Annotated in this window: 14 protein-coding genes; 9 read left to right on the top strand and 5 right to left on the bottom strand. The window is 60.6% G+C overall.

The features are described 5' to 3' along the window. Positions 1-8 precede the first annotated feature (8 nt). From FHT28_RS02915 to FHT28_RS02945, 7 genes are all read left to right on the top strand, one after another. Positions 9-716: a DUF1045 domain-containing protein gene (locus FHT28_RS02915; protein WP_037194932.1), complete on the top strand. Its 708-nt coding sequence runs from the start codon at positions 9-11 to the stop codon at positions 714-716. Positions 717-883: 167 nt separating this feature from the next. Further along, complete coding sequence (puuE, locus tag FHT28_RS02920) at positions 884-1,807, top strand: allantoinase PuuE (RefSeq protein ID WP_168595520.1); 924 nt, start codon at positions 884-886, stop codon at positions 1,805-1,807. 1 nt (position 1,808) lies between these two features. Then, complete coding sequence (uraD, locus tag FHT28_RS02925; protein WP_168595521.1) at positions 1,809-2,306, top strand: 2-oxo-4-hydroxy-4-carboxy-5-ureidoimidazoline decarboxylase; 498 nt, start codon at positions 1,809-1,811, stop codon at positions 2,304-2,306. 70 nt (positions 2,307-2,376) lie between these two features. Next, the gene (locus FHT28_RS02930; RefSeq protein ID WP_037194929.1) at positions 2,377-2,739 is read left to right on the top strand and encodes a HepT-like ribonuclease domain-containing protein; all 363 of its coding nucleotides are present in this window, start codon (positions 2,377-2,379) and stop codon (positions 2,737-2,739) included. A 7-nt stretch (positions 2,740-2,746) separates the two neighbouring features. Beyond that, positions 2,747-3,247, top strand: coding sequence for an ureidoglycolate lyase (locus tag FHT28_RS02935; protein ID WP_047638693.1), 501 nt, complete (start codon positions 2,747-2,749; stop codon positions 3,245-3,247). Then, positions 3,244-3,600: a hydroxyisourate hydrolase gene (gene uraH, locus FHT28_RS02940; RefSeq protein ID WP_168595522.1), complete on the top strand. Its 357-nt coding sequence runs from the start codon at positions 3,244-3,246 to the stop codon at positions 3,598-3,600. The genes FHT28_RS02935 and uraH overlap by 4 nt, the downstream gene beginning before the upstream one ends. 3 nt (positions 3,601-3,603) lie before the next feature. Further along, positions 3,604-4,344 (top strand): metallophosphoesterase family protein, encoded by a 741-nt coding sequence (locus FHT28_RS02945; RefSeq protein WP_047638690.1) that lies wholly within the window; start codon positions 3,604-3,606, stop codon positions 4,342-4,344. On the opposite strand, the gene FHT28_RS02950 is transcribed toward FHT28_RS02945, so the two are convergent. Genes FHT28_RS02950 through puuD form a run of 3 tightly spaced genes read right to left on the bottom strand, consistent with a single transcriptional unit; the run spans position 4,341 to position 8,070 of the window. Then, a complete protein-coding gene (locus FHT28_RS02950) occupies positions 4,341-5,480 on the bottom strand; it encodes an alpha-hydroxy acid oxidase (RefSeq protein WP_168595523.1) in 1,140 nt (379 codons plus the stop codon). The two genes, FHT28_RS02945 and FHT28_RS02950, sit on opposite strands and share 4 nt — an antisense overlap. A 47-nt stretch (positions 5,481-5,527) precedes the next feature. Beyond that, a complete protein-coding gene (gene guaD, locus FHT28_RS02955) occupies positions 5,528-6,835 on the bottom strand; it encodes a guanine deaminase (protein ID WP_168595524.1) in 1,308 nt (435 codons plus the stop codon). Then, on the bottom strand, positions 6,832-8,070 hold the full coding sequence (gene puuD / locus FHT28_RS02960) for a urate hydroxylase PuuD (RefSeq protein WP_047562574.1): 1,239 nt from the start codon (positions 8,068-8,070) through the stop codon (positions 6,832-6,834). The genes guaD and puuD overlap by 4 nt, the downstream gene beginning before the upstream one ends. A 206-nt stretch (positions 8,071-8,276) precedes the next feature. Between puuD and FHT28_RS02965 the strand changes: the two genes are divergently transcribed. Continuing rightward, entirely contained in the window at positions 8,277-8,609 is a 333-nt protein-coding gene (locus FHT28_RS02965) for a hypothetical protein (RefSeq protein WP_047562946.1), read from the top strand. A 3-nt stretch (positions 8,610-8,612) separates the two neighbouring features. Here FHT28_RS02965 and FHT28_RS02970 read toward each other — a convergent pair whose 3' ends face one another. Next, positions 8,613-9,509, bottom strand: coding sequence for a LysR substrate-binding domain-containing protein (locus FHT28_RS02970; protein WP_080760683.1), 897 nt, complete (start codon positions 9,507-9,509; stop codon positions 8,613-8,615). Positions 9,510-9,611: 102 nt separating this feature from the next. On the opposite strand from FHT28_RS02970, the gene FHT28_RS02975 reads away from it, so the two are divergent. Beyond that, positions 9,612-9,815, top strand: a complete 204-nt coding sequence (locus FHT28_RS02975; RefSeq protein WP_047638688.1) for a hypothetical protein — start codon at positions 9,612-9,614, stop codon at positions 9,813-9,815. Positions 9,816-9,919: 104 nt separating this feature from the next. Here FHT28_RS02975 and xdhB read toward each other — a convergent pair whose 3' ends face one another. Further along, complete coding sequence (xdhB, locus tag FHT28_RS02980; protein ID WP_168595525.1) at positions 9,920-12,259, bottom strand: xanthine dehydrogenase molybdopterin binding subunit; 2,340 nt, start codon at positions 12,257-12,259, stop codon at positions 9,920-9,922. Between the last annotated feature and the right edge of the window lie 41 nt (positions 12,260-12,300).

The raw sequence follows: 12,300 nt of genomic DNA on the forward strand, positions 1-12,300 counted from the left end.
GAGATTTTATGCGCTACGCCATTTGCTTCACGCCGTCTGCGAGCGATCCGCTGACGCTCGTGGCCGCAAATTGGCTCGGCCGTAACGTCTATTCCGGCGAGATGGTCGACCCGCCTGCCATTCGCGGGCTTGGCATCCACGAGATTGCTTTCTACACCGCCGTTCCCCGCCGCTATGGTTTCATGGGTCTCCTGAAGGCGCCTTTCCGCCTGGCGGACGATATGTCCGAAGCGGCGTTGCTGCGCGAGCTTATGCGGTTTTCCGGCACGGTCGCACCGTTCGAGATCCCGAAGCTCGAGGTCGCGCGGCTTGGCGGCGCGCTGGGCCTGGTTCCTTCCGCGCCAAGCCAGCAGATGAATTTTCTCGCAGCGTCCCTGGTTCAGGCTTTCGATCACTATCGCGCGCCATTGACCGAAGCCGAGTTCGAACGTATCGATCCGGACGGTCTTTCGGCGACGCAATTTGCCAACCTGCACCGTTGGGGCCATCCGCATGTGATGGATGAGTTCCGCTTTCAGATGATGCTGACCGGCACCGTCAGTCCCAGCGACATCCAACGCATAGAACGGGTACTGCGCGACTTTTTCGAGCCGGCGCTCGCCGCGCCGCTTCCCGTATCCAACATTGCCTTGATGATGGAGGATGGTTCCGGCGGTCCTTTCCGGGTGCATTCCCTGCATCCGATGGGCAAGGTCAGCGCCCGTAAGATCGCCTGAAACGCCAGGTATTGTCGCAGCCCGGGCATTGGACTGACGTATCGGCTCCAAGGCGCATCGTTCACCTGCTAGCGGCTTGCGATTGAAAGGAAAGTGATTTTCGCACTTTCCGTCTCGACTTTCCCTGCATGGATGCTACCGTTCGGCTTGTTCGAGAAGGTGCTTCAATGTCGGAAAACTACTCCCGCAATCTCATCGGCTACGGCCGCAACACGCCGGATCCGAAATGGCCGGGCGATGCTCGCGTCGCGGTGCAATTCGTGATCAATTACGAAGAGGGCGGAGAGAGCTGTATTCTCGACGGCGATCCGGCTTCGGAAAACCTGTTGTCCGAGATTGTCGGCGCTGCGGCCTGGCCGAACCAGCGCAACCTCAACATGGAATCGATCTACGAATATGGCGCGCGCGCCGGCTTTTGGCGGCTGTGGCGCATGTTCACCGAACTCAAGGTCCAGGCGACGGTCTATGGCGTAACGCTTGCCATGGCGCGCAATCCCGAAGCGGTCGCCGCCATGAAGGAAGCCGGCTGGGAGATTGCCAGCCACGGCTACCGCTGGCTGGAATACAAGGATTTTTCGGAGGATCTGGAGCGCAAGCATATTCTCGAGGCGGTGCGGCTGCACACCGAGATCACCGGCGAGCGGCCCTTGGGCATGTATCAGGGCAAGCCGTCAGACAATACGCTGCGGCTTATCATGGAGGAGGGCGGCTTCCTTTATTCCTCGGATTCCTATGCCGACGATCTGCCCTATTGGGTCGATGGCTTGAATGGCAAGCCGCTCCTGATCATTCCCTACACGCTCGAAACCAACGACATGCGCTTTGCCACGCCGCAAGGCTTCAACTCGGGTGACCAGTTCTTCACCTACCTCAAGGATGCCTTCGACACGCTTTACGAGGAGGGCAAGCAGGGCAGCCCGAAGATGATGTCCGTCGGTTTGCATTGCCGCCTCGTCGGCCGTCCGGGCCGCGCTGCGGCGCTGCGGCGGTTCATGGAGTATGTGCTGAAGCACGATAAGGTCTGGATCCCCCGGCGTATCGAGATCGCCAATCACTGGTACCAGCATCACCTTCCCGGGGGCGAGCGCTGAGATGATATCGCGCGACGAATTCGTGAGCCGTTTCGGTGGTGTTTTCGAGCATTCGCCCTTCATCGCCGAGCGCGCCTATGACGCAGGGTTCATTGTCGAATCATTGACCTCGGGTGGCGTGCACAGTGCTCTGACCAAGATTTTCCGTGCGGCGAGCGCGGAGGAGCGGCTTGGCGTCCTGCGCGCTCACCCTGATCTGGCCGGCCGGCTGGCAATTGCCGGCGAGCTTACCGAGGACAGCCGCAAGGAGCAGGCCGGCGCCGGGCTCGACCGGCTGAGCCCGGCGGAACATGCCCGCTTCACGGAACTCAACGACGCCTATGTGACCAAGTTCGGCTTTCCCTTCATTATTGCGGTCAAGGGCCTCGGCAAGGACGATATTCTGGCTGCCTTCGAGACGCGGGTCGACAATAGCCGTGAGGCGGAGTTTGCGACGGCAACGGCGCAGGTTGAGAAGATCGCCCTGTTGCGCCTGCAATCCATGCTTCCGGAAAGCTGATGTGCGGAAAGCGCTGCTATCTTTCCCATTCCGCTGATGGCTTAATATCTGGCCAAGGGAGCTGCGTAACATGAGTTTGGATCGGCTGATTACGCATCTCGATCGCATGCAGCAGGCCGGATCCGAAATAGGCCGGTTTCTTCAAGGCATTGGTCGAGACAGCTTTTTCACGAATGCTGAGAAGCAACGTGCCGTCGGTATGAATCTCGTGTTGCTGGGCGAGGCGGCAGCGCGCATTTCGGAGGAATATCCCGAATTTGTCGTTGACCATCCGAATCTGCCTTGGCATGCGCTAGGCGACCTCCGGAATCGAATTGCGCAGGGCTATTTCGATGTCGAGCTGACGGCCTTGTGGAATATGGCGCAAACATCCGTTCCGGAATTGCTCTCACAACTGGACTCCATTCGCCACTGGCGAGCGGAAGGCGAATAATCATAGAATGACACAGCATCTGGACATTCTTCCTCTGACGAAGGCGGCATTTGCGCCATTCGGCGACGTGATCGAGGCCGATCCGGCGACCATGCGCTTCATCAACGGCGGTACGACGGAGCGTTTCCACGCGCTGTCCACCGCCGAAGCCATTGGTGACGGCGCTCGGGTAATCCTGAACCTGTTTCGCGGTCAGCCGCGCGCCTTTCCCTTTACAATCGAGATGATGGAGCGCCATCCTTTCGGCAGCCAATGTTTCGTGCCGCTCAACGGCCGGCCATTTCTTGTGGTCGTCGCGCAGGACGAAGACGGCAGGCCCGGCAAGCCGCAGGTCTTCCTGGCGCGGGGCGATCAAGGTGTGAACTATCGGGTCAATACCTGGCATTATCCCCTGATGGCACTCGGCGAGCAGAGCGATTTTCTAGTGGCCGATCGCGATGGGCCGGGAAACAATCTGGTCGAATTCTTTTTCGATACCCCCTTCACCATCGGAGCGCCGACCCTATGATCGGACTGACGACCCATGTGCTCGATACAGCCCTCGGCAAGCCGGCCGAAGGCTTGATCATCGATCTTTTCAGGATCGAGGGGGATACCCGCACGCATCTGAAGATGATGACGACCAATTCGGACGGGCGCGTGGACGGCGGGCCTATCCTGATCGGCGATAGTTTCGTCGTCGGGACTTACGAACTACTTTTCCGGGCTGGGGACTATTTGCGGGCAACTGGGGCCAGGTTACCTGATCCGGCTTTCCTCGATCTCGTGCCGATCCGTTTCGGTATTGCCGATACGACTGCGCATTATCATGTGCCGCTGCTGATCTCGCCTTACGGCTATTCCACCTATCGCGGGAGCTAAGACTTGCGTTTTGCTGTTATTGCCGATGTCCACGGTAATCATCTGGCGCTGGAGGCGGTGCTCGAGGATATCCGCAGGCAAGGCATCGCCGAGATCGTCAATCTCGGCGATTGCTTCAGCGGGCCACTGACGGCGGGAAAGACGGCCGATATCCTGCTGGAGCTGCGCGCCGTGACGGTTCGCGGCAACCATGATCGGTATCTGATCGAACAGCAGCCGGAAAAGATGCATGTTTCGGATCGGGCCGCTCATGCGGAGCTGGCTGAGCATCATCTCGATTGGCTGCGCAACCTGCCTTTCAGCATGGTCTACCGGAACGAAGCCTATCTCTGCCATGCCACCCCCGCCGATGACAACGTCTATTGGCTGGAATCCGTCTCGCCGGACGGTCACGTCTATCTGAAGCCGCTGAAGGAGATCGAAGCGCTGGCTGCCGGCATCGATTTTCCGTTGATCCTGTGCGGTCACAGCCACATTCCGCGAGCCGTCCGGCTTTTCGATGGGCGCCTGATCGTCAACCCCGGCAGCGTCGGCTGCCCGGCCTATGACGACGATCTGCCGAATTATCACAAGGTCGAGGCCGGCCATCCCTTTGCCTCCTACGCCATTCTGGAAAAGACGGGCGATACCTGGCTGCCGATCTTCCGGCAGGTGGCCTATGATCACGGGGTGATGGCCCAACTCGCGGCGGAAAGAGGCCGCGAGGAATGGGCGGTCGGCTTGGCGACGGGCTGGTTGCGCTAGACCTCGGCGATAACAGTCCGATCCACCGTCTTGATATCGCGCTTGCCGCAAAGCGCCATGGATATATCCAGCTCCTTGCGGATGATCTCGAGCGCCAGCGAGACGCCTTCCTTGCCCATGGCGCCCAAGCCGTAGAGGAAGGGCCGGCCGATGAAGGTGCCCTTGGCGCCGAGGGCGACGGCTTTGAGCACGTCCTGACCCGAACGGATACCGCCATCCATATGCACTTCGATCCTGCCGCCGACGGCATCGACGATCCTCGGCAGCATGCTGATGGAAGAGGGGGCACCATCGAGCTGGCGACCGCCATGGTTGGAAACGATGATAGCGTCCGCTCCTGTATCCACGGCTGCCTTCGCATCCTCGACATCCAGAATGCCCTTGATGATCAGCGGGCCGCCCCATTGCTCCTTGATCCAGGCGACGTCGCTCCAGGAGAGCTTGGGATCGAACTGCGAATGCGTCCAATGTGACAGCGTCGTCATGTCGGAGATGTCCTTGGCATGACCGATGATATTGCCGAAGGAATGACGTTTCGTTTTCAGCATCTCCATGCACCAGGCCGGCCGCGTCGCCATCTGCCAGACGTTTTTCGCCGTGAATTTCGGGGGCGCGGAGAGGCCGTTGCGGATATCGTTGTGGCGCTGGCCGAGGATCTGCAAGTCGGCCGTCAGCACCAGCGCCGAGCATTTTGCCGCCTTGGCACGACCGATGAGGTTCAGGACGAAGTCGCGATCCTTCATGACGTAGAGTTGAAACCAGAAAGGCTGCTTCGTCACGGAGGCGATGTCTTCGATGGAGCAGATGCTCATCGTCGACAGCGTGAATGGAATGCCGAATTCCTCTGCCGCGCGCGCCGCCAGCATCTCGCCGTCGGCGTGCTGCATGCCGGTGAGGCCCGTCGGTGCCAGCGCCACCGGCATGGCGGCCTTCTGGCCGACCATGGTCGTTTCCAGCGAACGATCGGACATATCGACGAGAACGCGCTGGCGCAGCTTGATCTTGGCGAAGTCCGCCTCGTTGGCGTTATAGGTCGACTCCGTCCAAGAACCGGAATCGGCGTATTGGAAGAACATCTTCGGCACGCGCCGCTGTGCGAGCTTCTTCAGTTCGGCAATGGTAAGCGGCGCGGTCATAGCTCTCTGCCTTCTCGAGGATTGTGTTGCGGCGGGTTCGAAGTGCCTTATTGCAGGATTGACTTCATAGGCTTCCCGGCGACATAGGTTTCGGCGATAGCGCGGTCATCGCCCATCGTCTGCACCAGGAACAGTTCTTCGGCGAGGCTCTTCACCACTTCCATCTTCAGCGCCATGGCGGGCGTGGCGGCGGCGTTGAGGATGATGAGGTCTGCCTCCGTGCCGGTGTCCAGCGTGCCGATCTTGTCGACGAGGGAGAGGGCCTCGGCGTTGCCGCGGGTCATATAGTAATAGCTTTCCAGCGGGTTCAAGCGCTCGCCGAGGAGCTGCTGGATCTTGTAGGCTTCGTCCATGGTTCTGAGCATGGAATAGCTGGAGCCGCCGCCGATGTCGGTAGCGACGCCGATGCGGACGGGCTTTTCGCGGCGTGCCAGTGCCTTCAGCGGGAAGAGACCGGAGCCGAGGAAGAGGTTCGAGGTCGGGCAGTGCACGGCGACCGCGCCGGCCTCGCTCATGGCGTCCGCCTCGCGCTCGGAAAGATGGATCGCGTGGCCGAACAGGCTCTTTGGGCCGAGCAGTCCGTAACGGGCATAGATATCGGTATAGTCGATCGCTTCCGGGTAGAGTTCACCCGTGAACTTGATCTCGTCGTGGTTCTCGGAAAGGTGCGTCTGGATGTGTAGGTCCGGGAATTCGCGGGCGAGGGCGGCCGTCGCCTCCATCTGTGCCGGTGTGGAGGTAATGGCGAAGCGCGGCGTGATGGCGACGTGGTTGCGGCCCTTGCCATGCCAGTCTGCAATCACTTCGCGAGTCTCGTCATAGCCCGTCTCCGGCGTGTCGAGCAGCCCCTGCGGCGCATGCCGATCCATCATGACCTTGCCACCGACCATGCGCATGTTGCGGCGCATGGCTTCGGAGAAGAAGGCGTCGGCTGAGGTCTTGTGCACGGAGCAATAGGCAACGGCCGTGGTCGTGCCGTGGCGGATCAGTTCGTTATAGAAATGCGTGGCGATGCGCTCTGCATGGGCGCTTTCGACGAAGCGGCATTCCTCGGGAAAGGTGTAGGTGTTCAGCCATTCGAGCAGGTTGGCGGCATAGGAGGCGATCACCTGCATCTGCGGGAAATGCAGGTGCATGTCGATGAGACCGGGCAGGATCAGGTGTGGCCGGTGATCGACCTCGGTTACGTCGCCCGGTGCCTGCGCCTTGATGGTAGCGTAAGGGCCGATCGCGGCGATAATGCCGTTTTCGATCAGGAGGCCGCCATCGCTTTCGTAAGTATAGCTGTCCGTGTCATCAAGGCCTTGCGGTGCGCGCTTGAAGGAAAGCAGGCGGCCGCGCAGAAGGGTGGTCATTGGCTTTTTTCTCCGACGGAGCTTTCGAACCAGGCGACCAGCAATTTGCGCTCCTCCGGCGTCACCTCGGTGACGTTGCCGGGAGGCATGGCATGGCTGCGGCCGGCCTGGATATAGATCTCCCGGGCATGCATAGCGATTTCCGCGTCATTTTCCAGCCTCACATCTTTCGGCGGCCGGACAACTCCCTCATAGACGGGCTCGGCCGCATGGCACATGGAACAACGCGTCGAGACCATCTGCTTGACGGCCGGAAAATGCGCGTCCGAGGCGAATTGCTGGAAGGCGGGCGCGACCGCATTGGCATCCTTTTCGCCGGTCAGCACCTTCGGAACGGTCGAAAGCCACATGATGACGATGAAGAGGACGAGCGTGACGATCCAGGTCCAGGTCGGGCGGCCCTTGCGGGCATGCGTCGTGTTGAACCAGTGGCGGATGGTGACGCCCATCAGGAACACCAGCGCCGCGATGATCCAGTTATAGGCCGTGCCGAAGGCCAGCGGATAGTGGTTCGACAGCATGAAGAAGATGACGGGCAGCGTCAGGTAGTTGTTGTGCAGTGAGCGCTGCTTGGCGATACGGCCGTATTTCGGGTCCGGTGTGCGGCCGGCGATCAAGTCGGCGACGACGATCTTCTGATTGGGGATGATGATCATGAAGACGTTGGCGGACATGATCGTCGCGGTAAACGCGCCGAGATGCAGGAAGGCGGCGCGGCCGGTGAAGAGGTGCGTATAGCCCCAGGCCATGAAGACGAGGACGGCATAGAGCACGATCATAAGGCCCCAGGTATTGTTGCCGAGCGGCGATTTGCAGAGCAGGTCGTAGACGATCCAGCCGCCGACAAGCGAGGCGAGCGAGATCAGGATGGCAACGGGGACGCTGACGTCAAGCACATGTCGGTCGATGAGAAAGAGATTGGCGCCGCCATAATAGACGATGCACATCATCAGGAAGCCGGAAAGCCAGGTAAAATAGCTCTCGTATTTGAACCAGGTCAGATGCTCCGGCATCTGTGCGGGAGCCACGAGATATTTCTGGATATGATAGAATCCGCCGCCATGCACCTGCCACTCCTCGCCATAGGCGCCGGGCGGAAGATGCGGGCGCTTCACCAGCCCGAGATCGAGCGCGATGAAATAGAAGGACGAGCCGATCCAGGCAATCGCGGTTATGACGTGGAACCAGCGGGCGGCAAAGGCCAGCCATTCCCACGCTATGGCGTATTCATACATTCAGTTCCCCTTTTTCTCTTTCGACTCGATACCTTGCAAAATGTTGGGGGCGGATGGAAGGGGAGAGTTTGACGCGTCGGTCAAAAGCCATGGCCTTGTCGAGCGTCCGGTTCGCATTAGATCAGAATATGGCGGTTTTTAACGCCCTCGGCTGCTTGGAGCGGGCCGTGTCCGCGGCAGCCGTCCATTTCGACGGAGAATTGCCCATGCGTGGTGTTCTGGCGTTCGTATTTTTTCTCTTTGCAGCTGCCGCCCTGGCGCATGATGCGCCTTCCGGCTGGAGGTACGATCCCTATTGCTGCAACGGCGACGGCGAGAGCGGTGATTGCGAGATGATCCCTTCGCGCACCGTCACCGTCATTCCGGGCGGCTATCGAGTGACGCTCAATCCCGGCGACCATCGTTATGTGACGCACGCACATATCTTCACGCTGCCGCAGCGCAAGACGATGCGCTCACCCGACGGCGCCTATCATCTCTGCCTGTTTCCGGACGAAAACACGCCGCGCTGTTTCTATGCGCCTGATATGGCTTATTGAGCTCTATTCGAGCGGCCGGCCGAATTCGGCGAGGAGCCAGTCCCTAAAGGCACGGATGCGCGGCGTATGACGCCTGTTTTCCGGGTAGGCGACCCAGTAGTCGGCGCCGTCGGTTGATAGGATATCGAAAGGCTGTATCAGCCGTCCGGAGGCAAGCTCCTCCGCGTAGAATTCCGGAGTCAGAATTGCGACGCCCTGGCCGGCCAGGGCAGCGCTTGCCTCGAAGGATTGCGCACCCAGCCTGCTTCGCGGTCTGCCCTGAAGGCCGGGGTCGGGAACACCGGCCTCCTGGAACCATTGAACCCACCATGGATCGCCGGCATCGATGATGCGTAGCTTCAGCAGATCGGCAGGCTCGTGCACGCCTCCGATCGTCTCGGCCAGTGCCGGACTCAGCATTGGCGTGAAGGTCATCTTCATCAGCAGGTGCGCACGCAGGCCCGGCCATGTGCCCAATCCGGCACGGACGGCGATATCGGACGGCTCACGGGCGAAATCGATGATCGAGCCTGAGGTGGACAGTCGAACGGCAATTTTGGGATGCTTGAGCTGAAAGGAGCCGAGATGGCGAGCGAGCCATTGCGATGCGAAGGTTGGTGTCGAATGGATGAGGAGCGTGGTTTCGGCGTCGCCGCTGATCGAAGCCATGGCGTCCTGCAGCATGGCAAAGGCCTCTGCTACCTTCGGCGCCAGCTGCTCTCCGGTCTCGGTCAGTACGATCTGCCTCGGGCGGCGCAGGAACAGCGGCTCGCCGACGGTCTCTTCCAATAGCTTGATCTGGTAGCTGACGGCCGTCTGCGTCATGCCGAGTTCATCGCCGGCACGGGTGAAGCTGCCGAGCCTTGCTGCCGCTTCGAAGACGCGGAGTGCATTCAGCGGGAAGCGTTTCGACAGCTTCATGGATAAGTTCTCTTTATGTATACAGATGATAGTTCGATTGGAATTCCAGCATTTTTCGCGGCACTATTCAATTCACATCATTGATTGAATTGAGGTGTCGTCATGGATTGCTATGCTGTGGAACAGATGGAGGTAGCTAGACCAACGGGCTTGGCGCGCGTTCTGGAATCTTTGGCGCAGATGTTCGCCAGACATGCCGAGCCGTCGCCGCGCCTGGATCTCGAAGAGATACCGGACCGGCTGAAGCGCGATCTGGGTTTCCTTGACGGACGCGAGCCGCGTTACGAGGACAATCGGCTACGATAGGCCGCAAAGGCCGTCAGAAGTTCAGTGGCAAACATCCGGAGCACGAGCGAAGGATAGAATGGAGTTTGCTGCGAAGAAGGGAGAACAGGCTGCCGCCCAAAGCATCACATCCCCTTCAGCCGTTCTACCGCCATCAGCACCCGCTCTGGCGTTGCCGGCGCGTCGAGACGCGGGCAGACGCGATAGTCGGCGACGCTGGCGACGGCCATGGATAGTGCTTCGAGCACCGAAATACTGAGCATGAATGGCGGTTCGCCGACGGCTTTCGAGCGGCCGATGGTAGCCTCGGTATTCTCGGACCATTCGGCAAGACGGACGTTGAAGATCTTCGGCCGATCGGAGGCGAGCGGGATCTTGTAGGTGGAGGGCGCATGGGTGCGCAGCTGGCCCTTGGCATCCCACCAGAGTTCTTCGGTGGTCAGCCAGCCCATGCCCTGCACGAAGGCGCCTTCGACCTGGCCGATATCGATCGCCGGATTGAGGGAGCGGCCGACGTCGTGGAGGATGTCGGTTCGGTCGATCAGGTATTCGCCTGTCAGCGTATCGATCGACACTTCCGAGCAGGCGGCGCCATAGGAGAAATAATAGAACGGCGTGCCGCGGCCGGCCTTGCGGTCCCAATGGATTTTCGGCGTCTTGTAGAAGCCGGCGGCGGAAAGCTGCACGCGGGCGAAGTACGCCTGCTTGACGAAATCCGGGAAGGGGATTTCCACATCGCCGACGCGCACGTGGTTCGGCAGGAATTGCACTTCCCCGGCACCGACGCCCCATTTTTCGACGGCGAAGGCGACGAGCCGTTCCTTGATCTGACGAGCGGCGTCATAGGCGGCCATGCCGTTCAGGTCCGAGCCGGAGGACGCGGCGGTTGCGGAGGTATTCGGGACCTTGCCTGTCGTGGTAGCGGTGATCTTTACCCTGTCGATATCGACCTGGAAGCTGTCTGCCAAGACCTGCGCCACCTTGGTATAGAGACCCTGGCCCATCTCGGTGCCGCCATGGTTCAGGTGGATGGAGCCATCCTGATAGATATGCACCAGCGCGCCTGCCTGGTTGAAGGCAGTCATGGTGAAGGAGATGCCGAATTTCACCGGCGTCAGCGCGATCCCCTTGCGGATGAAGCGGCTGGAGCGGTTGAACTCGATAATGGCGTTGCGCCGCGCCTGATAATCGGCCGTCTCTTCCAGCTCGTCGACGATGCGGTTGATGATGTTGTCGGTGACTTCCTGATGATAGGGCGTGAGCGTCCGGCCGGATCCCGGCTGGCCGTAGAAGTTCGCGCGGCGGATCTCCAGCGGATCCTTGCCAAGCGCATAGGCGATCTCTTCAATGAAGCGCTCGCCGCCGACCATGCCCTGCGGGCCGCCGAAGCCGCGGAAGGCGGTGTTGGAAACGGTATGCGTCTTCAGCGGTTTCGAGACCAGATGCACATGCGGATAGAAATAGCTCGAATCCGCATGGAACAGCGCGCGGTCGGTGACCGGGCCGGAGAGGTCGGAGGAGAAGCCGCAACGGGCAGCATAGGTGGCATCGACGGCGTGGATGCGACCGTCTTCGTCGAAGCCGATCTCGTAGTCCAGCAGGAAGTCGTGTCGCTTGCCCGTGGCAGCCATGTCCTCGTCCCGGTCCGGACGGAACTTGACGGCGCGGCCGAGCTTCTTGGCGGCGAGGGCTGCGAGCGCTGCAAACTGGTTGCCCTGGGTTTCCTTGCCGCCGAAGCCGCCGCCCATGCGGCGCACGTTGACCGTGACGGCATTGGACGGGATGTTCAGGACATGGCCGACGATGTGCTGGATTTCGCTGGGATGCTGGGTGGACGACCAGACGGCGACTTCATCATCCTCGCCGGGGATTGCCATGGCGATATGGCTTTCGAGATAGAAATGCTCCTGGCCGCCGATGCGCATCTGCGCCTTGATGCGATGCTTGGCATTGGCCATCTCGGTTTCCGGTTCGCCGCGCTTCAGCGTCATCGGCTCGTAAACGAGCGGCGAGCCATTGGCGAGCGCCCCGTCGATATCGCTCCAATGGGGCAGGTCGCGGTAGTCGATCTTGGCGAGGCGAGCGGCGCGACGGGCCGCATCGCGCGTTTCCGCAATGACGGCGAAGATCGGCTGGCCGTGGAACTCGACCTTGGTTTCGGCGAGCAGCGGCTCGTCGTGCATGCCGTTGGAGCTGGTGTCGTTGACGCCGGGAACATCGGCGCCGGTGAACACCCAGACGACGCCCGGATAGGCTCTGACGGCGGTAAGATCGATGGCGGCAATCTCGGCGTGCGCACGGTCGGAGAGGCCGAGCGCGCCGTGCAGCAGGCCCGCGGGTTCGGGAATATCGTCGATGTAATCGGCAGTTCCGGTCACATGCTTATGGGCTGAATCATGCTTCAGCGAGTCATGCATCGAGCCGTTGATGACGACCTTGCGTTCTTCGAAAGTGGACTTATCCATGGTTCAAGCCTCCGCCGTTTCCCTTCTCCCCAGCGGGGAGG

This window comes from Rhizobium sp. SG570 (genome assembly GCF_012275345.1).
GTDB lineage: Bacteria > Pseudomonadota > Alphaproteobacteria > Rhizobiales > Rhizobiaceae > Rhizobium > Rhizobium lusitanum.